This is a genomic window from Azoarcus sp. DD4 (assembly GCF_006496635.1).
Classification (GTDB): domain Bacteria; phylum Pseudomonadota; class Gammaproteobacteria; order Burkholderiales; family Rhodocyclaceae; genus Azoarcus.
On the sequence record NZ_CP022958.1, the window covers coordinates 4,576,158 to 4,600,964 of the forward strand.

At 68.4% G+C, this 24,807-nt stretch carries 25 protein-coding genes; 7 read left to right on the forward strand and 18 right to left on the reverse strand.

Features of this window, described 5'->3' with window-relative positions; genetic code table 11:
- Positions 1-11: 11 nt before the first annotated feature.
- The 5 genes from CJ010_RS21205 to CJ010_RS21225 all read right to left on the reverse strand — a co-directional run bounded on the left by CJ010_RS21205 (position 12) and on the right by CJ010_RS21225 (position 4,232).
- The gene (locus tag CJ010_RS21205) at positions 12-218 is read right to left on the reverse strand and encodes a hypothetical protein (RefSeq protein ID WP_141019891.1); all 207 of its coding nucleotides are present in this window, start codon (positions 216-218) and stop codon (positions 12-14) included.
- A 67-nt stretch (positions 219-285) separates the two neighbouring features.
- On the reverse strand, positions 286-909 hold the full coding sequence (locus CJ010_RS21210; protein WP_141019892.1) for a molecular chaperone: 624 nt from the start codon (positions 907-909) through the stop codon (positions 286-288).
- A 13-nt stretch (positions 910-922) separates the two neighbouring features.
- Complete coding sequence (locus CJ010_RS21215) at positions 923-3,028, reverse strand: 4Fe-4S binding protein (RefSeq protein ID WP_141019893.1); 2,106 nt, start codon at positions 3,026-3,028, stop codon at positions 923-925.
- Positions 3,029-3,216: 188 nt separating this feature from the next.
- Positions 3,217-3,741, reverse strand: coding sequence for a DUF3306 domain-containing protein (locus CJ010_RS21220; protein ID WP_141019894.1), 525 nt, complete (start codon positions 3,739-3,741; stop codon positions 3,217-3,219).
- The gene (locus CJ010_RS21225) at positions 3,738-4,232 is read right to left on the reverse strand and encodes a DUF3305 domain-containing protein (RefSeq protein ID WP_141019895.1); all 495 of its coding nucleotides are present in this window, start codon (positions 4,230-4,232) and stop codon (positions 3,738-3,740) included. The genes CJ010_RS21220 and CJ010_RS21225 overlap by 4 nt, the downstream gene beginning before the upstream one ends.
- 169 nt (positions 4,233-4,401) lie before the next feature.
- Between CJ010_RS21225 and CJ010_RS21230 the strand changes: the two genes are divergently transcribed.
- The 3 genes from CJ010_RS21230 to CJ010_RS21240 are packed head-to-tail and all read left to right on the forward strand — an operon-like array spanning position 4,402 to position 6,774.
- Positions 4,402-5,229, forward strand: coding sequence for a formate dehydrogenase accessory sulfurtransferase FdhD (locus CJ010_RS21230; RefSeq protein WP_141019896.1), 828 nt, complete (start codon positions 4,402-4,404; stop codon positions 5,227-5,229).
- Complete coding sequence (mobA, locus tag CJ010_RS21235; protein WP_141019897.1) at positions 5,226-5,858, forward strand: molybdenum cofactor guanylyltransferase MobA; 633 nt, start codon at positions 5,226-5,228, stop codon at positions 5,856-5,858. The genes CJ010_RS21230 and mobA overlap by 4 nt, the downstream gene beginning before the upstream one ends.
- Positions 5,851-6,774: a helix-turn-helix transcriptional regulator gene (locus CJ010_RS21240; protein ID WP_141019898.1), complete on the forward strand. Its 924-nt coding sequence runs from the start codon at positions 5,851-5,853 to the stop codon at positions 6,772-6,774. The genes mobA and CJ010_RS21240 overlap by 8 nt, the downstream gene beginning before the upstream one ends.
- A 2-nt stretch (positions 6,775-6,776) precedes the next feature.
- On the opposite strand, the gene mobB is transcribed toward CJ010_RS21240, so the two are convergent.
- The 5 genes from mobB to CJ010_RS21265 are packed head-to-tail and all read right to left on the reverse strand — an operon-like array spanning position 6,777 to position 12,181.
- Positions 6,777-7,283, reverse strand: coding sequence for a molybdopterin-guanine dinucleotide biosynthesis protein B (mobB, locus tag CJ010_RS21245; protein WP_141019899.1), 507 nt, complete (start codon positions 7,281-7,283; stop codon positions 6,777-6,779).
- A 13-nt stretch (positions 7,284-7,296) separates the two neighbouring features.
- Complete coding sequence (locus CJ010_RS21250; RefSeq protein ID WP_141019900.1) at positions 7,297-9,396, reverse strand: HAMP domain-containing sensor histidine kinase; 2,100 nt, start codon at positions 9,394-9,396, stop codon at positions 7,297-7,299.
- Between the two features lie 10 nt (positions 9,397-9,406).
- On the reverse strand, positions 9,407-10,831 hold the full coding sequence (locus CJ010_RS21255; protein WP_141019901.1) for a sigma-54 dependent transcriptional regulator: 1,425 nt from the start codon (positions 10,829-10,831) through the stop codon (positions 9,407-9,409).
- A 24-nt stretch (positions 10,832-10,855) separates the two neighbouring features.
- Entirely contained in the window at positions 10,856-11,266 is a 411-nt protein-coding gene (locus CJ010_RS21260; protein ID WP_141019902.1) for a CopD family protein, read from the reverse strand.
- A 42-nt stretch (positions 11,267-11,308) separates the two neighbouring features.
- Positions 11,309-12,181: an SDR family oxidoreductase gene (locus CJ010_RS21265; RefSeq protein WP_141019903.1), complete on the reverse strand. Its 873-nt coding sequence runs from the start codon at positions 12,179-12,181 to the stop codon at positions 11,309-11,311.
- A 27-nt stretch (positions 12,182-12,208) separates the two neighbouring features.
- On the opposite strand from CJ010_RS21265, the gene CJ010_RS21270 reads away from it, so the two are divergent.
- From CJ010_RS21270 to CJ010_RS21285, 4 genes are all read left to right on the forward strand, one after another.
- Complete coding sequence (locus CJ010_RS21270) at positions 12,209-13,231, forward strand: CDP-6-deoxy-delta-3,4-glucoseen reductase (RefSeq protein ID WP_141019904.1); 1,023 nt, start codon at positions 12,209-12,211, stop codon at positions 13,229-13,231.
- A 19-nt stretch (positions 13,232-13,250) separates the two neighbouring features.
- On the forward strand, positions 13,251-14,390 hold the full coding sequence (locus CJ010_RS21275) for an EAL and HDOD domain-containing protein (RefSeq protein WP_141019905.1): 1,140 nt from the start codon (positions 13,251-13,253) through the stop codon (positions 14,388-14,390).
- Between the two features lie 169 nt (positions 14,391-14,559).
- The gene (locus CJ010_RS21280) at positions 14,560-16,569 is read left to right on the forward strand and encodes an ATP-binding protein (RefSeq protein WP_141019906.1); all 2,010 of its coding nucleotides are present in this window, start codon (positions 14,560-14,562) and stop codon (positions 16,567-16,569) included.
- Between the two features lie 52 nt (positions 16,570-16,621).
- Entirely contained in the window at positions 16,622-18,802 is a 2,181-nt protein-coding gene (locus tag CJ010_RS21285) for an EAL domain-containing protein (RefSeq protein WP_141019907.1), read from the forward strand.
- Positions 18,803-18,886: 84 nt separating this feature from the next.
- Here CJ010_RS21285 and CJ010_RS21290 read toward each other — a convergent pair whose 3' ends face one another.
- From CJ010_RS21290 to CJ010_RS21325, 8 genes are all read right to left on the reverse strand, one after another.
- Positions 18,887-19,195 (reverse strand): c-type cytochrome, encoded by a 309-nt coding sequence (locus CJ010_RS21290; RefSeq protein ID WP_141019908.1) that lies wholly within the window; start codon positions 19,193-19,195, stop codon positions 18,887-18,889.
- A gap of 169 nt (positions 19,196-19,364) precedes the next feature.
- Positions 19,365-19,988 carry an urease accessory protein UreG gene (gene ureG, locus CJ010_RS21295; RefSeq protein WP_141019909.1) on the reverse strand — a complete coding sequence of 208 codons (624 nt, stop codon included), beginning with the start codon at positions 19,986-19,988 and terminating at the stop codon, positions 19,365-19,367.
- 250 nt (positions 19,989-20,238) lie between these two features.
- Positions 20,239-20,940 (reverse strand): urease accessory protein UreF, encoded by a 702-nt coding sequence (locus CJ010_RS21300; protein WP_240794433.1) that lies wholly within the window; start codon positions 20,938-20,940, stop codon positions 20,239-20,241.
- Complete coding sequence (ureE, locus tag CJ010_RS21305; RefSeq protein WP_141020803.1) at positions 20,937-21,416, reverse strand: urease accessory protein UreE; 480 nt, start codon at positions 21,414-21,416, stop codon at positions 20,937-20,939. The genes CJ010_RS21300 and ureE overlap by 4 nt, the downstream gene beginning before the upstream one ends.
- A 63-nt stretch (positions 21,417-21,479) precedes the next feature.
- Positions 21,480-23,186, reverse strand: coding sequence for an urease subunit alpha (gene ureC, locus CJ010_RS21310; RefSeq protein WP_141019910.1), 1,707 nt, complete (start codon positions 23,184-23,186; stop codon positions 21,480-21,482).
- A 1-nt stretch (position 23,187) separates the two neighbouring features.
- On the reverse strand, positions 23,188-23,493 hold the full coding sequence (locus CJ010_RS21315; protein ID WP_136383753.1) for an urease subunit beta: 306 nt from the start codon (positions 23,491-23,493) through the stop codon (positions 23,188-23,190).
- A gap of 9 nt (positions 23,494-23,502) precedes the next feature.
- On the reverse strand, positions 23,503-23,805 hold the full coding sequence (ureA, locus tag CJ010_RS21320; RefSeq protein ID WP_141019911.1) for an urease subunit gamma: 303 nt from the start codon (positions 23,803-23,805) through the stop codon (positions 23,503-23,505).
- A gap of 47 nt (positions 23,806-23,852) precedes the next feature.
- The gene (locus tag CJ010_RS21325) at positions 23,853-24,710 is read right to left on the reverse strand and encodes an urease accessory protein UreD (protein WP_141019912.1); all 858 of its coding nucleotides are present in this window, start codon (positions 24,708-24,710) and stop codon (positions 23,853-23,855) included.
- Positions 24,711-24,807 lie beyond the last annotated feature (97 nt).

Genomic DNA, 24,807 nt, shown 5'->3' on the forward strand with positions numbered 1-24,807 from the left:
TGTCGTCCCCCTCAGATGCGTGCGGTACGGTAGTAATTGCGCGCGTGCTCGCTGGTGCCGGCGCTCTTGTCGGCGGCGGCTTCCTTCACCGCCTGCTCTACCGCCGGCGCCGCTGCACCGCCTGCCACCGTGGCGACGGCCGCGGCACCGGCCGCGCCGCCCGCACCGAGCGACAGCAGGAAATGCCGCCGCGACAGCTTGGTCTTGTTTTCGCTCATCTCGATCTTCTCCCGCATTTTTCAGATCATCAGGCCGTCCCGGCAGGCATGGCGCCGCCGCTACCGCCTAAACCATGTCGAACGCCTGGCGCTCGATATCGAAGAAGGCCTGCAGCAGGCTGCCTGCCCTCGCATAGAAATCCGCCCCCGGCGCCATCAGCAGGGCGTTGACGAACAGGCCGTACCAGGGCGCCAGGTGACGGCTGAAGAACTGGCGCTGACGCTCCAGCCCGGCCTCGTCCGGCCCCGTCAACACCAGGTGGCGCATCACTTCGGCGAGCGCGGCGAGGTGGTCCTCGGTTTCCATCACGCCCTCGCGCCGCCCGAGGCCGAGTTCGGCGAGGTCGTCGCGCAGCTCGGCCAGCGGCTCTTCCTGCAGGAAGCCGGTGAGGTACCAGGAGGCATTGACCATCACCAGCGGCTTGGAGACGCTGATGAACAACGCGGCGAATTCATCGGCCACCGCCTGCACGCCGAGCCGCTCGGCGGCGGCGCCGAGTTCGGCCCAGCCCTGCGGGAAGGCGCCAGCGCCCTGGCCAAGACTGCGGGCCGACTGCGCAATCGCACCGAGCAGCGCGGCGTCCGCCGGTGCATAGAACAGACGCGCCAACAGCGCGTAGTGGTCGGCACGGGCGCGGTCTTCCTCGCTCCAGGTGGGCAGGGACTGCAATTGGGTCATCGGTGCATTCATGCGCGGCTCGTCCTCATTCCTTCATGTCCCAGGCCTTGAGGCTGTTCTCGGTCTTCATCATGTCTATCACCCGGCAGTCGCCGCACATGGACAGGCGGGCACGCTCGGCATCGGAGGCGAACATGGAATGGCCGGACAGGCGGGCGATCATCGCCTGGATGATGGGCGCGGCGCCCATCGGCTTGCCGCAACTCGTGCAGTGGAAGACATCGGCCTCGCGCAGCGCGCGGGCGCGTTTCGGCTCGTCGCCAAGCAGCAGCCGCGGTTCGAGGCTGAGCGCGGACTCCGGACAGGAGCTCACGCACAGGCCGCACTGCAGACAGTTCTTCTCGACGAACTCGAGGCGGTAGCTGTCGGTGGCTGCGCGCAACGCGCCGGCCGGACAGGCCCCGGTACAGGCCATGCACAAGGTGCAGGCCTCGGTGGCCAGCACCTGGCCGAAGGGTGCGCCGGCCTTGAGTTCGATCTGCGCCGGCAGGCCGCTCAGGGTGCGTGCGGCGGGCGCCTCGGCGATCAGGTGGCGCAGCGCCAGGTCCAGGGTTTCGCGCTTCTTCGGCAGCAGGCGGAAGCTCGCCGCGCGGGCCACGCCGGCAGCCGGCGCCCAGTCCCACAGCGCGGTTTCGAGCTGGCGCCAGTCGTCGGTGTCCATGGCGTCGATGACGCGCAGGTGTTCGCCGGCGTAGCCGAGGCCGGCGAGGATGGCCGCGCCGTGGCCGGCCTGCGCCTTCAGCGGCGCGGCGTCGTGGCTGCCGGCGGCGAGCACCGCCGCCTGACAGGCGCCAAGCGCGATGCTGCCGAGCAGCAGGTCCAGCCCGACCGCATCCGCACTCCAGACCTCGACCGGAATCACCCGCGCCGGCAGACCGCGGCCGCGGCGGGCGAGTCGCTCGATCAGCTTGCCGCCGGCCTCCCCGGCGTGGAACAGCAGACAGGCATCGCGCCCGCCGGCCGCGGTGTATTCCGCAAGCAGGGTCTTGACCTGCAGGCCGACATCGGTGACGCGCGGATACTGGAATGCGAGCGCGCCCGACGGGCACACCGTGCTGCAGGTGCCGCAGCCCTTGCAGAGATAGGGATCGACCGCGATCACGTTGCCGGCGGAGCGGATCGCCTCGGTGGAACAGACCTCGATGCAGTTGTTGCAGCCCGGCTTTTTCGCCCGGCTATGGGCGCAGAGACCGGCTTCGAAGGCGACATAGCGCGGCTTTTCGAACTCGCCGACGAATTCGCCCAGCGCCTGCACCGCCAGTGCCTGATCGAAGGGGTCACGACCGGGAGCGGCGTAGCCGTCCGGGTATTCGACACGCTTCAACAAGGGGGCGGCGGAAAGATCCAGCACCAGGTCGAAGCGTTCGTTGCGCGCGGTGTCGCGACGGGCGAAATCGATGGCGGCGATCTCGCCGCAGGCGCTGACACAGGCGCGATGGCCGGCACAACGGCCAAGGTCGACCTGCAGGTCGTAACCGATGGCGCCTTCCGGACAGGCCTTGACGCAGGCATGGCAGCGCACGCACAGGTCGAGGTCGATCGGGTTTTCCTGCGTCCAGGCGAGATCGAAGGCGCCGAGGTGGCCGGTAAGCGACTGCGGCTGCCCGCTCCATACCGGATAGGCGTTCCCGGCCGGGAGTTCGGCGTCGCCGGCGCGGTCGGTGATAAGCACGGCGACTTCGAAGCTCGCCGCCAGCCGCTCGGCCCAGCCGAGTGCGACACCGGCTTCGCCGACGATGGCCAGCGCCCGGCCGGCGGAAATCTGCACGCCCTGCACCGGCTCGACCTCGGGCAACGCGGTCGCCGCGGCGATCAACGCCGCCAGCTTGGGCGTCGCCTGGGTGCTTTCGGCCGACCAGCCGGCGGTTTCGCGCAGGTTGAAGAAACTCGCCTGCCCGGCAGCGCCGACCGACTCGGCCAGCTCGCCGAACAGCGCGAGTTCCTGCGTACAGGACACCGCCACCTGTTTGCCGGCCGCAAGATCGGCCTCCAGCAAGGGCAGTTCGCGTCCGCACAGCGCGTGGTGAACGGGCAGCGCGGCGTCGCCGCCGGCACAGGCCCGTGCCGCCGCATCGAGGGAATAGCTATGGTTGCAGTCGCAAAGTCTGATCTGTTTGCCGGTCGTGCCCATCTGGCCCGCTGTTCCTGATTAATACTTTGGAACTAGATAAAGCAGGCTGCGAGCCAGATTGCCCGGCAAAATTCGGCGTGATAAGAACCAATTTCCCGAATCTGGCAGGCACCAAATGAACACCAAGGACAGATTGTCCAGTCCGGGCCAATATGTCTCATCCGCGCAAAATGTTGCGCCGCCGCAAATCAGGTCTCGTCGGAGACGGCCCCGGCAGCCGGCGGCTGGACGGCGGAAGGCACTGCAGCGGCGGCGTCCGCCTCCTCCGCAGCGACGACGTCCGGTGCCGGCACCGCCGGCGGCTCGACAGGCCGGGCGGGGTCGGCCGCGACTTCGCCCTCGTCCTCCGCCCCGGCAAGAAATTCCTGGGCGTGGCGCAGTCGGGCCAGCACATCGGGCGGAATGGGGGCAGGCACCGAGTAGTCGTCGATGTAGATGTCCAAGCCGTCCATCACGTTGAAATGCGGGTCGTTGAAAAGCTTCTTCAATGCCTGCCGGCGCACCGCCTCGCCCACCTCTTCCTTGAGGAAGGCGGTGAAGTCGGATTCGAGGGTCAGCGATTCCGGCGCCGGCAGCGGCGCGGTTTCGGCCTCCGCGCGCGAAGCGGCATCGGCAGGCGGTGCCGCCACGGGTTCCTTTTCCGGCGCTGGCGGAGCGCTCTCGGCCGTCCGCTTCAGGCGCGACCAGCGCGCGAGGAAACGCCCGCCGCTCATGACTGCCCCCTGCCCCGTTCGCGATCCTGCGCCAGCGGGTCGTTGCGGCGGACCTTCTTGCGCGGTGCCGGCTTGTAGTGCGTATTGACGAAATCGCCCACCCAGTCGGCGATCTCGCGCGACATCGGAATGCCGTCCACCTGTTCGCCGGAGTCCAGCCAGCGCGCGGCCTCGCCGTAGCTCGCCGACACCGACACCGGCGCGGCGATCTCGCCCTCCTTGCGCCACATCACGAACACCTTGGGAACGGGGGAGCTCATGTTGAGGAAGTAGTTGTCGGCCTCGTCGCGGAACAGCTCCAGCACGAAACCACCTACCAGCCACTGGTCGCGGTCGGTTTCGGCGAGGATACGGCGCGGCGCGGCGCCACCCTCGGCACCCGCGCCGCCGGCAAAGGCCGGCACCACGCCGACCGCTTCCCACGCTTCGTCCACCCAGCGGTTCTGAAGGCGGCGGCGCTCCATGATGATGGCGACGGGGAACTGGTTCATGAGGGAGAAGTCCTTGCTGCAAGGCGGAGTCTGTTTACAGCATACGTCAGCCCACCAGCGGCCGACAGCGCGCTTTCCGCCGTACCGCCCCGCCGGCTTGCGGCAAGGACGCATGGCCGGCGCGACGGAAGCCGCTACAATCCGCCGCACCTCATCTGCTGCCCACCCCATGCCGACGCCGCCCTACCGCCCCCTGCTCAGCCAGGCCAGCCGACCGCTCACCGTCACCATCCCGGCGACCAACGAGCACGGCGAAGCCGTGCCCACCGCCATCGCCGGCGAACATCCGCTGACGCTCTATGTCGACAAGCGCGAGATCGTCACCCTGATGACGCTGGGCGCGGCGCCCGAAGCGCTGGCCATCGGCTGGCTGCGCAACCAGCGCCTGGTGCGCCAGCTCGAAGACATCGTCGCGGTGCAGGTCGACTGGGACGTCGATGCGGTGGCGGTGAGCACCCGTGCCGGCCTCGAAGACGCCGACGCCCGCCTCGGCAGCCGCACGGTGACCACCGGCTGCGGCCAGGGCACGGTGTTCGGCGGGCTGATGGACGAGGTCGACAGCATCCGCCTGCCGGCCGCGCGCCAGATGTCGCAGGCGACGCTCTACGCGCTGATGGACGCGGTGCGCCTGCACGAATCCATCTACAAGCAGGCCGGCGCGGTGCATGGCTGCGCGCTGGCGCAGGCAAGGCCGGACGGCTGCGAGATCCTGATGTTCGTCGAGGACGTCGGCCGCCACAACGCGGTGGACGCCATCGCCGGCCAGATGTGGCTGGACGGCCTGGACGGCAGCGACAAGATCTTCTACACCACCGGCCGGCTGACGTCGGAGATGGTCATCAAGACCGCGCAGATGGGCATTCCCTTCCTGGTGTCGCGCTCCGGCCTCACCCAGATGGGCTGGGACATCGCGCGCAGGATCGGCATGACCATGATAGGCCGCGCCCAGGGCAAGCATTACCTGCTGTTCTCCGGCGAGGAGCATTTCACACGATGAAGGCGAACGACACCATGACCAGCGAAAGCGGCATCACCGGCGTGCTGCTCGCCGGCGGCCAGGGCAGCCGCATGGGCGGCGTGGACAAGGGCCTGGTCGAACTCGCCGGCCGGCCGATGGCGGCGCATGTGCTGGCGCGGCTTGCGCCGCAGGTGGACGAACTCATCATCAACGCCAACCAGAACGCCGAGGCCTACGCCGCCTTCGGCCATCCGGTGTTCGGCGACGACATTCCCGGCTATGCCGGCCCGCTCGCCGGGCTGCACGCCGCACTCGCCCGCGCCCGCCAGCCGCTGGTGGCGACCGCCCCGTGCGATTCGCCCTTCCTGCCGACCGATCTGGTGGCGCGGCTCAAGGCCGCACTGCTCGGGCATGGCGCCGACCTCGCCGTCGCCAAGACCTTCGACCAGGCGCACCCGGTGTTCTGCCTGTGCCGCCGCGACCTCGCCGACCACCTGCTCGCCTTTCTCGAAGGCGGCGGACGCAAGATCGACCGCTGGTACGGCAGCCTGAAAGTGGTGGAGGTAGCCTTCGACGACGAGGAGGCAGCCTTCCGCAACATCAACACCCGCGACGAACTGGCCGAGGCGGCACGCGAACTGCCCGCCGCGCCGGGTCATCATGGCTGAGACGGACAGGCTGCCGGCGGTCGACACCGCGGCGGAGAGCCCCTGCCTGACCGCCCGTCAGGCCGCCGCTTACCTGCAGCTCAACGAAAAGAAGCTCTACGAACTCGCCAACAGCCGCGAGATCCCCGCCGCCCGCGTCGGCGGCAAGTGGCTGTTTCCACGCGCCCTGCTGGCCGAATGGCTGCATGAGCAGGCCCACGGCGGGGCGCTGACCGACCGTCTGCTGATCACCGGCAGCGACGATCCGGTGCTCGCCGCCGCGGTCGCCGCACTGGCCCCGGAGCTCGGCGCCGAGGCCTACGTCGCCTACAGCCCCACCGGCACCCTGCCCGGCCTGGAACTGCTCGCCCGCCGCCGCGCCAACGTGTGCGCGCTGCACTGGGGCAGCGTCGAACACAGCGCCACCCAGCACGCGATGCTGCTGCGCCGCTTCGCCCATCATCCGCACTGGGCCCTGGTGCGCCTGGCCCACCGCGAACAGGGCGTGATCCTGCGGCGCGGGCTGGAGATAGACGGCATCGAGACGCTCGCCGCGTTCGACTACCGGTGGGCGATGCGGCAGGCCGGCGCCGGCTCGCGCCACTTCCTGGAATCGGCGCTCGCCAGCCGCGGCTTCCGGCCCGAGGACTGCAGCGTGGTGGCAGAGGCCCGCTCGGAGCGCGAGGCCGCCGGCCTGGTAGCGCGCGAGGAGGCCGACTGCGCACCCGGCACCCGCGCCGCCGCCAGCGAGTTCGGCCTCGGCTTCCTGTCCTTCGGCTGGGAGGCCTTCGATCTCGCCCTGCCGCGCGAGATCCTGTTCCGCAAGCTGTTCCAGCGGCTGCTCGCCTGCTACGGCGGCGCCGAGATGCAGGCGCTGACAGCGCGGCTGGGCGGCTACGACCTCAGCCCGCTGGGGCGGGTGATGACAACGGAATAGACCTAGGCGCCAACCGCAACCGGCGCGAAGAAGCGCTCGATGAAGGTGGCCACCGCCGCCGCATCGTTGATGTCCAGTTGCGGCAGCGCCGTCGGCAACGGCACATCGGTGGCCACTGCGACGATGTCGGGGTCGTCCGGGTAGAACGCGGCTTCCTGCACTGCGGTGCGGCGCACCTCGATCTTGGGGATGCGGGCGCGCTTGAAGCCTTCCACCAGCACCAGGTCGCAGGGCGAGAGCTTGGCCAGCAGCGCTTCCAGCGACATTTCCTCCTCGCCGCGCAACTCATGCATCAGCGACCAGCGCACGCCGGAGCTGATCAGCACCTCGCGGCAGCCGGCATGACGGTGGCGCCAGGAATCCTTGCCCTCGTGGTCGATGTCGAACTTGTGGTGTGCATGCTTGATCAGCGACACCGCAAGGCCGCGTGCGCTGAGGATGGCGACCACCTGTTCCACCAGCGTGGTCTTGCCGCTGCCGGACCAGCCGGCGAATCCAATCACTTTCATCGTTTCGTTCCGATCACGCCCCGCCGTTGCGGGCGGGCTCGACCGCTTCATTGCGATACTCGGGCACCGACAGCAGCCATACGGTGAAGGCCGCGCCTTCGCCATGGGTGCTTTCCACGCTGATGCGGCCGCCGTAGCGTTCGACCAGCGAGTAGCTGATCGACAGCCCCAGCCCGGTGCCCTGCGTCTTCTTGGTGGTGAAAAAGGGGTCGAATATACGCGCCAGATCCTCTGCACGGATACCCTGCCCGGTGTCGCGCACGGTAACGCAGACGCCGCGCGGCACCACACCCGTTTCGCTGCGTTCGTCCCAGTCGGCGGTGGTCAGGGTCAGCGTACCGCCGGCCGGCATCGCCTGCGCCGCATTGACGATGAGGTTGATGAAAACCTGCTGCAGCTCGGGCTCGTTGATTTCGACGTGGCGCGCGGTCTGCGGTTCATGGCGCACCGTGACGCCGTGCTTGCTGAGGTGCTGGCGGGTGAGCACCAGGCAATCGGCCAGCACCGCATTCACGTCCACCGCCCCGGCGTAGCCGGCGAATTCGCCCGGCCGCGCGAACTGCAGCAGCTTGGTGACGATGAGCCGGATGCGGTTCACCTGCTCGTCGATCAGGCGGATCTCGTTCATCACCGGGGTGGCGTGGGCGCCGAGCTCATCGCGCAGCAGCTCCAGGTTGCCCTGGATGACAGCGGCCGGATTGCTGATCTCGTGGGCGACGCCGGCGGTGAGTTCGCCGATCGCGGCCAGTTTTTCGGTCATCACCAGCTGGCGCTGGGCGGCGCGCAGTTCTTCATTGGCCGCCTCGAGGTCGCGGGTGCGCTCTATCACCTTGCGGTCCAGCGAGGCCGCGAGCTGCTCCAGCTGGTCGCGCTTCTGCGCGAGCACGTCGAGCAGGCGGTCGAACTCGCGCGCCAGCAGGCCGAGCTCGTCGCGGCTGTCGACCGGGCCGACGCGCGCGCCGCCGTCGCCGGCCTCGATCTGGCCTATGGTGCCGTGCATGCGCTCGATCGGCCGGAAGATGCTGCGCGCCCACTGCAGCGACCACACCGCGCCCGCCAGGCTGATTACAAGGAAGAGACAGAAGATCACCAGCAGCGCCACTGTCTTGGCAATGCGGAACGGCGCTTCGAGAAAACCGACGTAGAGCATGCCGATGCGGCGGCCGCGGCTGTCGAGCACCGGCTCGTAGCCCGATACATACCAGTCGTTCACCACGAAGGCGGTCTCCAGCCAGGTCTTGCCGTGGTCGAGCACATGGGCGCGCACTTCGTCCGAGGCACGGGTGCCCAGCGCCCGTTCTCCGGCGAACAGGCGCACGTTGGTGGCGATGCGGGCATCGCCGAGGAATAGCGTGGTCGTGCCCTTGCTGCCCAACGGCAGCGAACCGTCGCGATAGACGATGGCGTTGATGGTATCGACGAAATCCAGGTTGCCGTTGAGCAGCACGCCGCCCTCGATCACCGCGACGAGGTTGCCGGTGCCGTCGTACACCGGCGCCGCGGCATGGATCACCATGCCGCGCGTCTCTTCGCTGCGCGGGTCGCGGCGCGCACGCGGCGTGTCGAGCAGGTTGAGCCGGGCGCGTTCCCGCAGGGCCGGCGCGATGGCACCGAGCTCGTCGGCCTCGAACACCTCGACCGCGCTGGCGCTGCCTTCGCGTATCGCCCGCGTGACCACCGGCCAGTGGCCACGCTCCGCCCCGGCCGGCAGGCTGCCGGCGGCATGGCGCACGCGGCCGTTCACATCGAGCACGTGGATGAAGTCCAGCCCGCGCTCGCCGCGTACCCGCTCGAGCAAGGCGTTGATGTCCGCATGGCGCTCGCCCAGCGCCGCAGCCAGGCGGCGCGATTCGGCGAACCCCTCGACGCGGTTGCCGACATCGGCGATGACGCGGTCGAAGTATTCGTGGGCGATCACCAGGTCGCTGTCGACCTTGAACACCAGCAGCTTGTGGTAGTAGGTGTGGCTCCAGTACCAGGTCAGCCCCATGATGATGGGAAAGCCCAGCATCAGCGGCGCCAGCACCAGGAACAGCAGCTTGGCGCGGACCGAACCGCCGAAGTAGGCCAGCGGCGGAGCGAACAGGGCGCGCAGGCGCTGCGGCATCCTCATTCGGGCCGCGTCAGGCCGGGGTGACGCCGCGCACCGGTTCGTCACCCGGCTGTCTCTCGCCCCACTCCGCGAACTTGCGGTCCAACGTCTTACGCGACACCCCGAGCCGGCGCGCCGCCTCGGCCTTGTTGCCGCCGCAGGCCTCGACCACGCGCAGGATGTGACGCTTCTCGACCTCCTCCAGGGTGAGGTCGAGTTCCGCCGGCGCGACCGGCTCGCGCTGCGCAGCGGCCAGCATCGCCGTGGGGAAGCCGCCGAGGATGAGCGAACGCTCGACGAGGTTGCGCAGCTCGCGCACATTGCCGGGCCAGGCATAGGCCGCCAGCCGGGTCACCAGCTCGTGCGACAGCGCCAGCGGTGCCACGCCGAGCTGGGCCGACAGCAAGGTCATGAAATGCTGGACCAGGTCGGGAATGTCCTCGACCCGCTCGCGCAGCGCCGGGATGCGCAGCTCGACCACCGCCAGGCGGAAGTAGAGGTCCTGGCGGAAACGGCCGGCCGCCACCTCGGCAGCCAGGTCGCGATTGGAAGCCGCGATGATGCGCACGTCCACCGGCACCTCGCGCTCCGAGCCCACCGGCCGCAGCTTGCGCTCCTCCAGCACGCGCAGCAGCCGCGTCTGCATCGCCAGCGGCAGTTCGCTGATCTCGTCGAGGAAGAGCGTGCCGCCGTGGGCGTAGTAGAAGAGTCCGTTGCGGGTCTCGGAAGCACCGGTGAAGGCGCCCTTCACATGGCCGAAGAGTTCGCTCTCGATCAGTTCGGAAGCGATCGCCGCGCAGTTGAGCGGCACGAAGGGACGCTGCGCGCGCGGGCTCATCTGGTGCAGCGCGCGCGCCACCACCTCCTTGCCGGAGCCGGACTCGCCGAGCAGCAGCACCGTGCTCGGCATCTGCCCGACACGACGGATCAGGCCGCGCAGCTGCTGGATGGCCGGCGAATGCCCGATCAGGCCGAGCAGGTCGGACGAGCGTTCGGCCAGCTCGCGCCGCAGCACGAAGTTCTCGCGCGCGAGGCCGGCACGTTCGAAGCAGCGCTTGATCGAGTTGAGGATCTGGTCGACGCGGAAGGGCTTGAGGATGAAGTCGGATGCTCCGCCGCGCAACGCACCGATCGCGGTGTCCATGTCGGCAAAGGCGGTGATGAGGATGACGTCGCCGGCGAAGCCGTGTTCGCGCAGTTCATGCAGCCACTGGATGCCGGACTTGCCCGGCAGCGCGATGTCGAGGATGAGCAGGTCGAAGTGCAGCCGCGCCATCAAGGCTTCGGCCTGGACGATGTCGGCCGCCGCCTCGACCATGCCGCAGCGCCGCTTGAGCGTGCGTTCGAGGAAGTTGCGCATGCCCTCCTCGTCGTCGACGATCAGGACCGAATGCGCCTGCCAGTTGAACTCCCCCGCCTCGGCGGCTGCCATGGTGGTCGCACTCTCTTGCTGCATGCTGTCTCCTTGCCCTTAGCCCGTTCAGAAAGGCTTCATCACCGCCAGGAACACCACGGCGAACAGCACCAGCACCGGCACCTCGTTGAACACCCGGAACCAGACGTGGCTGCGGCGGTTGCGGCCGACAGCGAAATCGCGCATCAGCCTGCCGCAGTAGAGGTGGTAGGCGACCAGCCCCAGTGTCAGCGTGATCTTGGCATGCAGCCAGCCGCCGGCGAAGCCGTAGCCCCAGGCCAGCCACAGGCCGAGACCGACCGCGAGAATGCCGAGCGGCGTCATGAAGCGGTAGAGCTTGTGCTCCATCAGCGCGAGCCGTTCGCGCGTTGCAGCGTCATCGACCATCGCATGATTGACGAAGAGCCGCGGCAGGTAGAACAGCCCTGCGAACCAGCTGACGACAAAGGCGATATGCAGCGATTTCAGGACCAGCATCGATCACTTCTCCGGGGGGCTTGGGGAAAATCCGGCCTGGCTTCAGGCCGGGCGGGCGGCACGCAGGCCGTCGGCAATGGTGGGATAGCGCAGCGCCAGCCGCAGTTCCTCGCGCAGGCGGCGATTGTCGAGCCGGCGCGACTCCGCCATGAAGGACAGCGTCAGCGGTGAAAGCCGGGTGGCGATTTCGGCGCGGCTGCAACGCGGCGGCCGCGGCAGGCCGAAGGCATCCGCCACCGCGTCGAAGTAGTCGCCCATCTTCAGCTGCGACTGGTCGACCGCGTTGTAGACGCGCCCGGCCGCAGCACGAAAAATCGCGAGGCAGGCCGCGCGGGCCAGATCGTCGGCATGGATGTGGTTGGTGTGCACGTCCTCGCCGGCAGCGAGCACCGGATCGCCACGGCGCAGGCGGTCGAGCGGCAGGCGGTCGGCAGCGTAGATACCGGGCGCGCGCAGTACGCTCACCGCCACCGCGCAGCGCCGGCCGAAGGCGCGCAGCCGACGCTCGGCATCGACCCGCCGGCGGGCCCGTGCCGACTGCGGGCGACAGGGCCGCGTTTCGTCGACCCACGCCCCGGCACAATCGCCGTAAACCCCTGTCGTACTTATGTATATCAGGTGCTGTGGTAGACTCCCGCGGCTTGCCAGCGCAGCCACCAGCCTGGCCGTGCGGGGATCACCCTCCCCCTGCGCGGGCGGTGGCGCGAAGTGCAACACGGCATCGGCGATGCCGGCCAGCCGCCGCAGGCTGCGACGGTCGTCGAGGTCGGCCACCAGCGGCAGCGCGCCGAGCGCGCGCAACCCGGCGGCAGCCTCGGCACGACGCACCAGCGCGTAGACGCGAAAGCGGCGCGCCAGCCACGGGATGGCGCGCCGGGCCACGTCGCCGCTACCGACAATCAGGATTCTTTTCATCACTGCATTATCTCAAGCTCACGCACCATGCCGCATCAGATTTCGCTCCAGCCGGGTGGCCAGACCTTCACCGCCGACGACGACCAGACCGTACTCGAGGCCGCGCTTGCCGCCGGTCTGCTGTTGCCCTACAGCTGCCGCGACGGCGCCTGCGGCGCCTGCAAGGGCAGGCTCGTGAGCGGCGAAGTGCGCCTCGGCAAGCATTCGGACAGCGCCCTGACCGCTGCCGAGGAAGCCGCCGGCCTGACCCTGTTCTGCCGCGCACATGCCTGTTCCGATCTGGTGCTCGAAGCGCGCAACGTCAGCCGCGTCGGCGACATCCCGATCAAGAAGCTGCCTTGCCGCGTACAAAAGCTGGAACTGGCTGCCCCCGACGTGATGGTGGTCGAACTCAAGCTGCCTGCGAGCGAACCCTTCCAGTTCCACGCCGGCCAGTACATCGACATCCTGCTCGCCGACGGCCAGCGCCGCAGCTTCTCGATCGCCAACGCGCCCGAAGGGGCGGAGCACATCGAACTGCACGTGCGCCGCATCGATGGCGGCCGTTTCACCGGCCAGGTGTTCGAGACCATGAAGGTGCGCGACATCCTGCGCTTCGAGGGCCCGCTCGGCAGTTTCTGGCTGCGCGAGGACAGCGACCGCCCCATCGTCATGGTGGGAGGCGGCACCGGCTTCGCACCGCTGAAGGGCATCGTCGAGCACTGCATCGCCGCCGGCATCCGCCGGCCGATCACGCTCTACTGGGGCGCACGCGACCGCGCCGGCCTCTACATGGATGCGGTGGCGCGCGGCTGGGAGACGAGTCTGCCCGGCTTCCGCTATATTCCGGTGCTGTCGGAAGCGAAGGCCGACGACGCCTGGACCGGGCGGACCGGCCTGGTGCATGCTGCGGTACTGGCAGACTACGCCGACCTCTCGGCTCACGAGGTCTATGCCTGCGGCGCACCGGCCATGATAGACGTCGCCCGGGCCAGTTTCACCGGCGAGCGCAGGCTGCCGGCCGACGCCTTCTTTGCAGACGCATTCACGTTCGCCAACCCGGCGGATTGAGCCACGAACCGAGCCGCGCATGAGCCAGCAGACCACCATCCTGACCCGCGAACCCGTCGTCAACAAGAGCCGGGCGATCACCGCCAACCGCCTTGTCGCGCACGGCCCGAACATCGCCTCGGTGGTGGAAACCCTGGATGCGCTGACCGACGTCTGGCCCACTCACCACCCGGTGTTCGTCAGCCTCGGCCGGCTGGTGCCCACGCCCGAGCTGTTGGCCTGGGAAGTGCCGGCGAACGCGATGATAGAGATCCCGGCGCAGGCACTGGCCCACCCGCAGACCCAGGCCCTGCTGCCCAAGCTGCGCGAAGCCGGCATCAGCCTCTGCCTGCCCTGGTTTACCCCCGGCACCGCCCTGCCCGCCGACACCGACTGGCGCTTCGTGCTGATGGACGCGCGCAAGCACGCGGCGCCGACGGCCTCGCCCGGCCTCACCCTGGCCTGGGGCCTGGCCGACGTAAACGCCTTCCGCCAGGCGGTCGCCGCCGGCTACGACGGCGCCTCCGGCTGGTTCTTCCTGCACGGCAATCCGCCGGCGAAGGAGTTGCAGCCGGGCCACGCGCAGATCGTCCGGCTGCTCAACCTGGTACGCAACAACGGCGAAATCCGCGACATCGAGGCAGTGCTCAAGCAGGACGTAGCGCTGTCCTACAAGCTGCTGCGTTACATCAATTCCGCCGGCTTCGGCCTGATGTGCGAGATCCAGTCCTTCCGCCACGCGGTCAGCATCCTCGGCTACACCGCGCTCAACAAGTGGCTGTCGCTGTTGCTGGTCACCGCCAGCCGCGACCCCGGCGCGCCGGCAATGATGCAGACGGCGATCGCACGCGGCCGCTTCATGGAAGAAATCGGTGCGTCCTACTTCGACAAGAGCGAGCGCGACAACCTCTTCATCACCGGCGCTTTCTCGCTGTTGCACGTGCTGCTCGGCACCTCGATGCAGAACCTGCTGGACGAGATGAACCTGCCGCCCACGGTATCCGAAGCCCTGCTGTACGAGCAGGGCGAGTTCGCCCCCTTCCTCAAGCTCGCGCGCCAGTGCGAAAACTTCGACGGTGCGGCGCTCACCAAGGCGGCGGACGAACTGCATCTGCCCAACGAGCAGATCAACCGGGCCCAACTCGTCGCGCTCGGCTTCGCCGACAGCCTGCAGGCCTGAGACCCGCCCCCGGAGAGGGGGCAGATACGACTAAAGTAGAACCACGATCTGCCGGCGGCCGTGACGAATTCCCGCATACAGCCGCCACAGACGCGACTTTGGTCACATTGACACCCACATCGCCACCCTAGAATCGGTCGCAATAAGAACCGTCGCGCCCAGCGCCACAATGACGCCCGATAACGCCAAGCCCTTTCGCCCCCGGCCCCGACCCGAAAACAGCGCGACCATCCTGCGCCTGCTCGCCTCCGCTGCGACGAACTGGCCGGAAGTGGCACTGGTGGTGGCACGCGACCCGATGCTGTGCCTCGCCTTGCTGTCGGCCGCGCCGCTTGCGCAAGGCGATCTCGACGACGGTCTCAACGTGGCCCTGCGCAAACGCCTCGAAGCACTCGGCGCCGACCTGCTGCGCACCTGGCTGTGGGGGCTGGACGCCGCCCGCAGCGGCGGCGAGGGCGCACATGCGCTGCTGACCGCCGAATGCGCGCTGCATCTGGCGCTCGAAACCCACTATCCGCGCCCGGACGAAGCCTACCTGACCGGCCTGTGGCTCAGCCCCGCCGGCTTTGGCCTGCCCGACGCACTCAGCCCGTCGCCCGCCACCGACACCGATCTGGCGCCGCACGGCGGCCTGCTGCAAACCGACGACTTCCGCCAGTACGTTGCCCGTGCCGCCCGCAATTGCGGCCTCTCGGCCACGGTCGGCGACACCCTGGAACTGGGGCCGCTGCTCGAGGAGCAACTGCTCAATGCCCATCCGCTGCTGCGCCTCGCCCATGCCGCCCATCAGCTCGCCGACCCGGCCTGGACCGAGCGGCTCGACACCATCGCCCGCCTCACCGGGCTCGACACCGCCACGCTCCGCAGCCTGCGCACCGACGTCAGCTACATCGTAGCCGGCCACGCCAGCTACCCGGCCCCTGCGGCATTGCCGGCACCGGTGGCCAGCGGCCTGCCGCTCGCCGACGACCCCTTTCGCGCCGCCGCCATCCACGGGCTGGTGGTGTCCGCGTTCGCGGACTCTTCCGATGCCGAGACGGCGGCCCGGCTCGCGCTCGCCTGTCCGCTGCTCGGCCTGCGTGCCACACCGCTGGTGGTCGCGGCCGACGCCGACGGCCGCCTGCGCCCGCTGATCACCGGCGCGGCAAGCACCGCCGCGGCACTGCTGGAAGAATTGCAGCTCGCCGAAGACGACCCCGCCAGCTGCATCGCCCTCAGCGCCCGCAGTGGCCGGCCGGCCGCCCATTTCGGCAGCGGTCCCGGACCGGGGCGCAGCATGGCCGACTGGCAGATGGTGCGCTGGCTCGGCCGGCGCGGATTGTGCTGCCTGCCCCTGCCGTTGAACCCAGGCTTCGCCGTGGCCATCGTCGCCCTCGATCGCGAGCAGGATCTGGCTTCTTCCGAGCGCTGGATGCTGACCGAACTGCTCGGCGCCGCAGCCCGCGCCATGCGTGCCTCGCAGGCCCAACAGGAAACCATCGCCGCACGCGAAGCGGCACTGCAGAACCGCTTTCGCGAGCATGTAAGGCGGATCGCCCACGAGGCCACCAATCCGCTGACGGTGATCCGCAGCCGGCTCGACCTGCTCGGCCAGCAGCACCCGGCCGACACCTCGATGCACGAGGAGATGAGCCTGCTCAACGCCGAACTGGACCGCATCGGCAAGCTGCTGCGCCGCGCCGGCGACATGCCGACCGACGAAACCGAACTCGCGCGCTGCAACCTGACCGAGTTGCTGCTCGACATGCGCGCCCTTTACGGCGACTCGCTGTTCGCCAGCAAGGGCATCACCCTGGAGCTGCGTGCTGCGAACAAGCTGCCGCCGGTGGCGATGCCGCCGTCGGCGCTGAAGCAGGTCTTGCTCAATCTCTTCCGCAATGCCGCCGAAGCCCTGCAACCGGGCGGTCGGCTATCGGTCGCGCTGGCCGGACAGGCCATCGCCAACGGTCGCAACTGCATCGAGATCCGCCTCGTCGACAACGGCCCGGGCCTGCCGCCGGAGCGCATGCACGATCTTTTTTCCGCCCGCCCCAGCACCAAGGGGGGGACTCATCAGGGCGTCGGACTGAGCGTGGTGCGCGACATTCTCACGCAATGGAATGCATCTATCCTTTGTCGGAGCCAGAGCGGCAGCGGCACGAGCTTTCAGCTCTTCATTCCGCTGGAACAAAGCGACTGACTGTTGCATTATGTCAAAAGAGCTATAACACAGCCCGACCTTCAGGGGGGTCATGGTTATTCCAGGAGAGCAGCCTTTTCAGGCGCGGACAGGTGAGCCCGGGCTCGTGCCCGAACTGGCATGTCGCATTCTCATCGTCGACGACGATGCGGCCCTGCGGCACAGCTTGCCTCATGTCCTCGCGCGCGCAGGACGTCAATTCCGCGAGTGCGATACCGTAGCCGGAGCGATCGCCATGCTCGAAAGCGAGCATTTCGATCTGGTCCTGCTCGACTACCGCCTGCCGGATGCCACCGGTCTGGTCGTGCTCGACTGGCTGGCCGAGCATCAGCGCGAAGAGGCCGTGATCATGATCAGCGGCGAAGACGCACTCGATGCGGCGATCGGCGCATTGCGCCGCGGCGCCGACGACTACGTGCGCAAGCCTTACCACGTTGCCCAGTTGCAGCGGGCAGTCGAGAGCGCATTGCACAAGGCTGCACTCGAACGCGCCAACCGCGCCATGAGCCAGCGCCTGCGCACCTCCGAGCGCCTGCACCGCTACCTTGTCGAAAGCTCGCCCGACCTGATCTTCACCCTCGATGCCGAAGGGCGCTTCAGCTATATCAACCCGCGGGTAAAGCCGCTGCTCGGCTACGAGCGCAACACCCTGATGCGCCGTCCCTTCACCACGCTGGTGATGCCGGAGGACGTCGACCGCATCGCTGCGCTGCTGTATTCGCCGGGCGACGCCCCGCCGGGCGAGAGCTTCAATGTCGAACTGCGCCTGCGCCGCAACCGTGATGAGCTCATCGACGGCACGCCCGAATGCATCACCGTGTCGCTCACCGGCATCCCCATGCCCGGACGCGAGGACGGCCGCAAGATCGTCGGCCTGTACGGGGTCGCACGCGATATCTCGGAGCGCAAGCGGGCCGAGGAGATCATCTCCTTTCAGGCCTATCACGACCAGCTCACCCGCCTGCCCAATCGCGTGCTGTTCAAGGACCGCCTCGAACTCGCGATCGCCCAGGCGCAGCGCCGCACCGGTGCGCTGGCGGTGATGTTCATCGACGTCGATCGCTTCAAGCTGGTGAACGACACCTTCGGCCATGCCGAGGGCGACGTGCTGCTGCGCGGCATCGCCTCGCGCCTGGGAGCCACGCTGCGGCGCGGCGACACGCTGGCGCGGCTGGGCGGCGACGAATTCACCGTGCTGCTCCCCGACATCACCTCGCCCGAGGACGCCGAGGTGATCGCGCGCAAGATCCTGGACACGCTGACCTCGCCCTTCCCGCTCAATCACGGCGACTATCGCGCCACGGTGAGCATCGGCATTTCGCTGTTCCCCCGCGACGGCGACACCGCGGAGGACCTCACCCGGCACGCCGACATCGCGATGTACCAGGTCAAGCGTTCGGGCAAGAACGCCTTCCGCTTCTTCGACACCGAGCTCAACTCCCACTACCGCGAGCGCATCGTTCTCGAGAACGATCTGCGCAGCGCGCTGCAGCGCGGCGAGTTCGAGCTCTACTACCAGCCGCAGGTGAGCCTGGCCCAGCGCCGTGTGGTGGGCATGGAGGCGCTGCTGCGCTGGAAGCATCCCGGTCTGGGTCTGGTGAGCCCGGCCACCTTCATCCCGGTGGCCGAGGAAATGGGCCTGATCGGCGACATCAGCCACTGGGTGCTGGAGCAGGCCTGCAGCCAGCTGGCGCGCTGGCGTGCCGCCGGCCATGACGAATTGCGGATGTCGCTCAATCTGTCGCCGCACGACTTCGACAGCCAGGACGTGGTGGCGATGGTGACCGACTGCGTCAATCGCTACAGCCTGCCGCCCTCGCTGCTGGAGCTGGAAATCACCGAAAGCATGATGATGCAGGATGCCGCCGGCGTTGCCGCCAAGGTACGGCAGTTGCGCGAGGCCGGCCTGAGCGTGGCGATCGACGATTTCGGCACCGGTTACTCGGCGCTGGCCTACCTGCAGAAGTTCCCTGTGAGCACGCTCAAGATAGACCGCAGCTTCGTGCGCGACCTGGAAGGCCCGAGCACCAACCCCATCATTTCGGCGATCACCGGCATCGCCCGCGGCTTCGGCCTGCAACTCATTGCAGAGGGCGTGGAGCGCACCGAACAGGCGGAAACCCTGCGCACCCTCGGCTGCGACATCATGCAGGGCTTCCTGTACGCCCGACCGGCTCCTGCCAGCCAAGCCACGCTCTGGCTCTACGAACCGCCGACCGCCGCACTGCATTGAGCACGAGCACCGCCAACAAAAAGGCCAGCATTCCTGCTGGCCTTTTTGTTGCGAGGTCGTCCGCCGGCGGCCGGCGGATGGGGATTACTTCTGGGTAAGAATCCAGTCGACCAGCTTCTTGGCTTCGTCCGCATTGACCTGCGGGTTGGGGGGCATCGGCACCTGGCCCCACGTACCCACACCACCCTTCTGCACCTTGGTGGCCAGCATCGCGGCGGCATCCTTCTGGCCGGCGTACTTCGCGGCGACTTCCTTGTAGGCGGGGCCGACCAGCTTCTTGTCTACCGCGTGACAGGCCAGGCAGTTCTTGGCCTTGGCCAGATCCGCGGAGGCGAAGGCGGGTGCAGCGGACAGAAGGCCCGCAGCGACGGCGGCGGCGACGAACACTTTCATATTCTCTTCCTCTCGGTGGTGTGAAAACACGGCCGGATACTACTCCCAAGGCCCGCGCTTTGCCTACCGGCGCGGGCCGCGGCGCAACAGCTTGTTGCGCAATGCGCCACAGCGCGCGCAAAGGAACTGCCCCGCCGTGTTCCGCCGTCGTCCGGGCGGCTTCCTCCGATCAGGCGGCAGCTCCCGCAAGCAGTCCTTGCCGCTCGATGAAGGCAATGATGTCGGCAAGTCCCTGACCGGTCTTCAGGTTGGAGAAGATGAAGGGGCGTTCACCGCGCATTTTCCTGGCGTCGCGGTCCATGACCTCGAGCGAGGCGCCGACCATGGGGGCGAGGTCGATCTTGTTGATCACCAGCAGGTCGCTCTTGGTGATGCCGGGTCCGCCCTTGCGCGGAATCTTGTCGCCGGCGGAAACGTCGATGACGTAGAGGGTGAGGTCGGAGAGCTCGGGCGAGAAGGTGGCCGCGAGATTGTCGCCGCCGGATTCGACGAAGATGATCTCCAGCCCGGGGAAGCGCTGGTTGAGCCGGTCGACCGCCTCGAGGTTGATCGAGGCATCCTCGCGAATGGCGGTGTGCGGACAGCCGCCGGTTTCGACGCCGATGATGCGGTCGGGGGCGAGCGCCTCGTTGCGGACCAGGAACTGGGCGTCCTCGGCGGTATAGATGTCGTTGGTGACGACGGCGATGTTGTACTTGTCGCGCAGGGCGCGGCAGAGCGCCAGGGTGAGCGCGGTCTTGCCGGATCCGACGGGGCCGCCGATGCCGACGCGCAGGGCTTGGGATTGGGTCACGAGGTATTGCTCCGGATGCGGGGTCAGTCTGGTTTCGGGTCGGGCCAATGCCGCCCGGGCTATGTGTTTGGTTCGTCAATTCGCATTGCGGCGGGGGTTTCGGACGCCCGGAGACCGGTGCGCACAACCGCCGGCCGCGCCGGGTATTCCTTCCGCCGGCTGCGGAACTCGCTTCGCTCGGACAGTCCTCGCCGGCGCCGCGAATACCCGACACGTTCAGCTCGGCATCCGCGCGGATTCGGATCCTGCCTCACGATCTGAACAGCCTCGTGTACTGCGTTTCATGCCGGCTGCTCGCGATCGCCAGGCCGGGCGTGAAATTGCTCCATTCGGCTTCCGGCAGGCGCTGCGCGCGCTCGACCAGCGCCGGCACCGCGGCGCCGAGTTCGGCGAGCAGGCGCTGGCCTGCGCTCTGGCCGAGCGGTACCGCCTTCACCGCCGCCATCACCTGGTTTTCCAGCCACGCCCACAGGTAGGCGGCGAGCGCCTGGTCGGCGGGAATCTGCCATGCAGCGGCGGCTGCCGTCCACGCCACGGGGAACGCCGGTGCCTCGATCCCCGCCAGCCGCGCCCGCCAGCCGGACAGACCGGCGTAGGCATCGAGATCGGACAGCAAGCGGGTCAGCGAATAGCCCATCTGCACGGTTTCGGCACGCAGTTCGGCGGTCTCGCGGCTGGCGAGGAAATCCTCGTTGAGGCGCGATACTTCACCGTCGTCGCCATCACGCCACGCCACCAGCAGGCGCGCGACCAGCGGCGCCTCGAAACGGGCGAGACTCCAATCGAGCACGTCGCCTATCCAGCGCCGCGTGTCGGCTTCGTTCTTCACCGCGCCGCACTCGACCGCCCATTCCAGACCTTGCGAGTAGGTGTAGGCGCCGACCGGCAGGGTCGGACTGGCAAGTTGCAGCAGGCGCAGCAGCGACAGCAGGCTGCCCGGCGTAGCGATCACTGGCCGTCCATCATGTGGATGCGCGCACCGCTGCCGTCGCCGGGATGCTGATGACCGTGGGCATAGGCGCCGGCTTCCGGCTCGAAGGGCGCCCGCAGCGGCAGCACCTCGGCGCCGAGGCCGACCAGCATGCCTTCGAGCACGTGATCGGCCTGGATGCGCAGCCAGCCTTCGCCGAGTTCGACGGCGACGTGGCGGTTGCCCAGGTGGTAGGCGGCGCGGGCGAGTTCGAAGGCATCGGCGCAGCGTACTTCGAGCAGGTCTTCCGGCGCGGCGACGACTTCGACGATGCGGCCATCACGCGCATGGAGTTTCTGGCCGCCGCGCAGGATGGTGCCGCGCGGCAGGAAGAGGCCGACCTCGTCGCCGCTGGCGAGCCGGGCACGCAGGCGGCTCTTGGTACGGTAGCCGAAGTCGAGCTCGAGCTGGTCGGTGGCGGCGCGCACGCCGTCGTAGAGCGATTCGATGAGGAGCATGGTCTTGCCTTCGACTGGGGTTTCCGGGCGTTCTGCGACAAGCATGGCGGTGTCTCCTTGCGATCAGAACAGGAAATAGCGCTGCGCCATCGGCAGTTCGCTGGCCGGTTCGCACACCAGCAGCTCGCCGTCGGCACGCACCACGTAAGTTTCAGGGTCCACGTCTATCGTCGGCGTGGCGCCGTTATGCACCATGTCGGCCTTCTGCACCTTACGGCAGCCCTGCACCGCCAGCAGCGGCTTGGACAGCTGCAGCGCGGCAACCGCCGGGTTGGCGAGCGCGGCCTGCGACACGAAGGTCACCGAGGTCTTCAGCGCCTTGCCGTAGCTGCCGAACATCGGCCGGTAATGCACCGGCTGCGGCGTCGGGATGGAGGCGTTGGCGTCGCCCATCGCGGCGGCGGCGATCATGCCGCCCTTGAGGATGAGGCTGGGCTTGACGCCGAAGAAGGCCGGCTTCCACAGCACCAGGTCGGCGAGCTTGCCTTCCTCGATCGAACCGACCACGTGGGCGATACCGTGGGTGATGGCCGGGTTGATGGTGTACTTGGCGATGTAGCGTTTGACGCGGAAGTTGTCGTTGCCCTTGCCCGCGTCCTCTTCCAGCGGGCCGCGCTGCACCTTCATCTTGTGCGCGGTCTGCCAGCTGCGGATGACGACCTCACCGACCCGCCCCATCGCCTGGGAGTCGGAAGACATCATCGAAAATGCGCCGGTGTCGTGCAGGATGTCCTCGGCGGCGATGGTCTCGCGCCGGATGCGCGATTCGGCGAAGGCGACGTCCTCGGCGATCGCCGGGTCGAGGTGATGGCACACCATCAGCATGTCGAGATGCTCGTCGATGGTGTTCACCGTGTAGGGCCGGGTCGGGTTGGTGGAGGACGGCAGCACGTTGGCCTGCCCCACCGCCTTGATGATGTCCGGCGCGTGGCCGCCGCCCGCACCTTCGGTATGGAAGGTGTGGATGGTGCGGCCCTTGAAGGCGGCCAGCGTGGTCTCGACGAAGCCGGATTCGTTGAGCGTGTCGGTGTGGATGGCGACCTGCACGTCCATCTCGTCGGCCACGGTCAGGCAGTTGTCGATCGCCGCCGGGGTGGTGCCCCAGTCCTCGTGCAGCTTCAGGCCGATGACGCCGGCCTCGACCTGCTCCTTGAGCGGCCCCGGCAGGCTGGCGTTGCCCTTGCCGAAGAAGCCCATGTTCATCGGGAAGGCGTCGGCGGCCTCCAGCATGCGGTGGATGTGCCATGGCCCTGGCGTGCAGGTGGTGGCGTAGGTGCCGGTGGCCGGGCCGGTGCCGCCGCCCAGCATGGTGGTGACGCCGCTCATCAGCGCCTCGTCGATCTGCTGCGGGCAGATCCAGTGGATGTGGCTGTCGATGCCGCCGGCGGTGAGGATCATGCCTTCGCCGGCGATGACCTCGGTGCCGGCGCCGACCGGAATGGTGACGCCCGGCTGGATGTCCGGGTTGCCGCCCTTGCCGATCTTCCAGATGCGGCCGTCCTTGAGGCCGACATCCGCCTTCACGATACCGGTGACGGCATCGACGATCAGCGCGTTGGTGATGAGGGTGTCGGCAATCTCGGCAGCCAGCTGCTGGCCCTGGCCCATGCCGTCGCGGATGACCTTGCCGCCGCCGAACTTCACTTCCTCGCCGTAGATCGTGTAGTCCTTCTCGACCTCGATGATCAGCTCGGTGTCGGCCAAGCGGACCTTGTCGCCGGTGGTGGGGCCGAACATTTCGGCATAGGCGCGTCGGGTGATCCTGGTCATGTCAGAGCGCTCCCATCACGTCGCCGTTGAAGCCATAGACCTTGCGTGCGCCAGCCAGCGCGACCAGTTCGACGGTGCGCGACTGCCCCGGCTCGAAGCGCACCGCGGTGCCGGCGGCGATGTTGAGGCGGAAGCCGCGCGCCGCCGCGCGGTCGAAGGCGAGCGCGGCATTGGTCTCGGCAAAGTGGTAGTGCGAGCCGACCTGGATCGGGCGGTCGCCGGTGTTGGTCACCGACAGCGTCAGCGTGGCGCGGCCGGCATTGAGTTCGATGTCGCCGTCGGCCGGCAGGATTTCACCTGGAATCATGTTCGCGCCTCAAACGATGGGGTTGTGCACGGTGACCAGCTTGGTCCCGTCGGGAAAGGTCGCCTCGACCTGGATCTCGGGGATCATCTCGGCGATGCCGTCCATCACGTCCTCGCGCGCCAGCAGGGTGGCGCCGTAGCTCATCAGTTCGGCCACGCTGCGGCCGTCCCGCGCCCCCTCGAGGATGGCGCAGGTGATGTAGGCCACCGCCTCCGGGTAGTTGAGCTTGAGTCCGCGGGCTTTGCGGCGCTCGGCCAGCAGGCCGGCGGTGAAGATCAGCAGCTTGTCCTTCTCGCGTGGCGTCAGTTCCATCCTTGGTCCTCTTGTTGTTCGCGGGCCGGCCAAGCCCGCGTCGTGTGTCAGGTGTGCCAGATGCGCGGCAGCGTGGCATCGCGACCGGCCAGCGCCGGACGCAGCACCGACCACAGCCGGTTGAACCAGTTGCGACCGGGTTCGCAGGCCGGGCCGCGGTAGCGCGCCACCAGCAGGTCCGGCAGCAGGCTGAGGCCGCCCTCGCCCGCTTCGGGTGCGCAGTCGCGACAGGCCGCAAGCAGCGCGGCGTCCACGGTCTTCGCCGCAACCAGCAGCGTTGCGGTGACCGGCCAGCCGGCCAGGCCCACCGGCGAATCGAGCAAGGCGCCGCCACCGTCGATGCGTCCGCGCTCCAGCCAGACGCTGCGGCCGTCGCGGCGGACGCGGGTGTGCATGGAGAAATCGCCCCGGGTGAAGCGCTCGCCGGCACCGCTGCGGCCGAAGCAGTTCATCTCGCTGCCGATGAAGATGCCGTCGCCGGCGATATCGACCTCGGTAACGAGATCGCCCGCCGCGCCGTCGTAAACGATGCTTTCCTGCGGCAACCACTCGCACACCGCGCCGCTGCCGACGACCAGGCGCTGGGTCAGGCTTCCGCGCGCGCCGGCGCTGCGGTACCACTTGCCGGCGCCGGGCGTGGTGAGCAGGGCGTGGGCGCCGTCGCCGACCGCCACATCGATGCGCAGTGCGTCGCCGCCGACAATGCCGGCCGGCGGATGCACCACAATGGTGTGGCACACTGCCTCGCCTTCGGGATAGAGCGCGCGCTGCACCACCAGCGGACCGACATGACGACGCTCGGCCAGCACCGTCCGCCCCCCTCGGCGCTGGAAACCCAGGAAAAGCGCCGCCTGCCAGCCGGCGTGGCCGGACTGCAGGGCGCAAAGATCGCTTACGGCATTCATGTCATATCCGATAGCAAGCGGTGTTCCAGATCCGACATCTTTAGCCAAACCACTGATTCGACTACAGGCCCGGCCACATCCGACACAATGCGACGCG

Coding starts and splice junctions, on each gene's coding strand:
- CJ010_RS21205 (WP_141019891.1), bottom strand. CDS start 218: ATGAGCGAAAACAAGACCAAGCTGTCGCGGCGGCATTTCCTGCTGTCG.
- CJ010_RS21210 (WP_141019892.1), bottom strand. CDS start 909: ATGAATGCACCGATGACCCAATTGCAGTCCCTGCCCACCTGGAGCGAG.
- CJ010_RS21215 (WP_141019893.1), bottom strand. CDS start 3,028: ATGGGCACGACCGGCAAACAGATCAGACTTTGCGACTGCAACCATAGC.
- CJ010_RS21220 (WP_141019894.1), bottom strand. CDS start 3,741: ATGAGCGGCGGGCGTTTCCTCGCGCGCTGGTCGCGCCTGAAGCGGACG.
- CJ010_RS21225 (WP_141019895.1), bottom strand. CDS start 4,232: ATGAACCAGTTCCCCGTCGCCATCATCATGGAGCGCCGCCGCCTTCAG.
- CJ010_RS21230 (WP_141019896.1), top strand. CDS start 4,402: ATGCCGACGCCGCCCTACCGCCCCCTGCTCAGCCAGGCCAGCCGACCG.
- mobA (WP_141019897.1), top strand. CDS start 5,226: ATGAAGGCGAACGACACCATGACCAGCGAAAGCGGCATCACCGGCGTG.
- CJ010_RS21240 (WP_141019898.1), top strand. CDS start 5,851: ATGGCTGAGACGGACAGGCTGCCGGCGGTCGACACCGCGGCGGAGAGC.
- mobB (WP_141019899.1), bottom strand. CDS start 7,283: ATGAAAGTGATTGGATTCGCCGGCTGGTCCGGCAGCGGCAAGACCACG.
- CJ010_RS21250 (WP_141019900.1), bottom strand. CDS start 9,396: ATGAGGATGCCGCAGCGCCTGCGCGCCCTGTTCGCTCCGCCGCTGGCC.
- CJ010_RS21255 (WP_141019901.1), bottom strand. CDS start 10,831: ATGCAGCAAGAGAGTGCGACCACCATGGCAGCCGCCGAGGCGGGGGAG.
- CJ010_RS21260 (WP_141019902.1), bottom strand. CDS start 11,266: ATGCTGGTCCTGAAATCGCTGCATATCGCCTTTGTCGTCAGCTGGTTC.
- CJ010_RS21265 (WP_141019903.1), bottom strand. CDS start 12,181: ATGAAAAGAATCCTGATTGTCGGTAGCGGCGACGTGGCCCGGCGCGCC.
- CJ010_RS21270 (WP_141019904.1), top strand. CDS start 12,209: ATGCCGCATCAGATTTCGCTCCAGCCGGGTGGCCAGACCTTCACCGCC.
- CJ010_RS21275 (WP_141019905.1), top strand. CDS start 13,251: ATGAGCCAGCAGACCACCATCCTGACCCGCGAACCCGTCGTCAACAAG.
- CJ010_RS21280 (WP_141019906.1), top strand. CDS start 14,560: ATGACGCCCGATAACGCCAAGCCCTTTCGCCCCCGGCCCCGACCCGAA.
- CJ010_RS21285 (WP_141019907.1), top strand. CDS start 16,622: ATGGTTATTCCAGGAGAGCAGCCTTTTCAGGCGCGGACAGGTGAGCCC.
- CJ010_RS21290 (WP_141019908.1), bottom strand. CDS start 19,195: ATGAAAGTGTTCGTCGCCGCCGCCGTCGCTGCGGGCCTTCTGTCCGCT.
- ureE (WP_141020803.1), bottom strand. CDS start 21,416: ATGCTCCTCATCGAATCGCTCTACGACGGCGTGCGCGCCGCCACCGAC.
- ureC (WP_141019910.1), bottom strand. CDS start 23,186: ATGACCAGGATCACCCGACGCGCCTATGCCGAAATGTTCGGCCCCACC.
- CJ010_RS21315 (WP_136383753.1), bottom strand. CDS start 23,493: ATGATTCCAGGTGAAATCCTGCCGGCCGACGGCGACATCGAACTCAAT.
- ureA (WP_141019911.1), bottom strand. CDS start 23,805: ATGGAACTGACGCCACGCGAGAAGGACAAGCTGCTGATCTTCACCGCC.
- CJ010_RS21325 (WP_141019912.1), bottom strand. CDS start 24,710: ATGAATGCCGTAAGCGATCTTTGCGCCCTGCAGTCCGGCCACGCCGGC.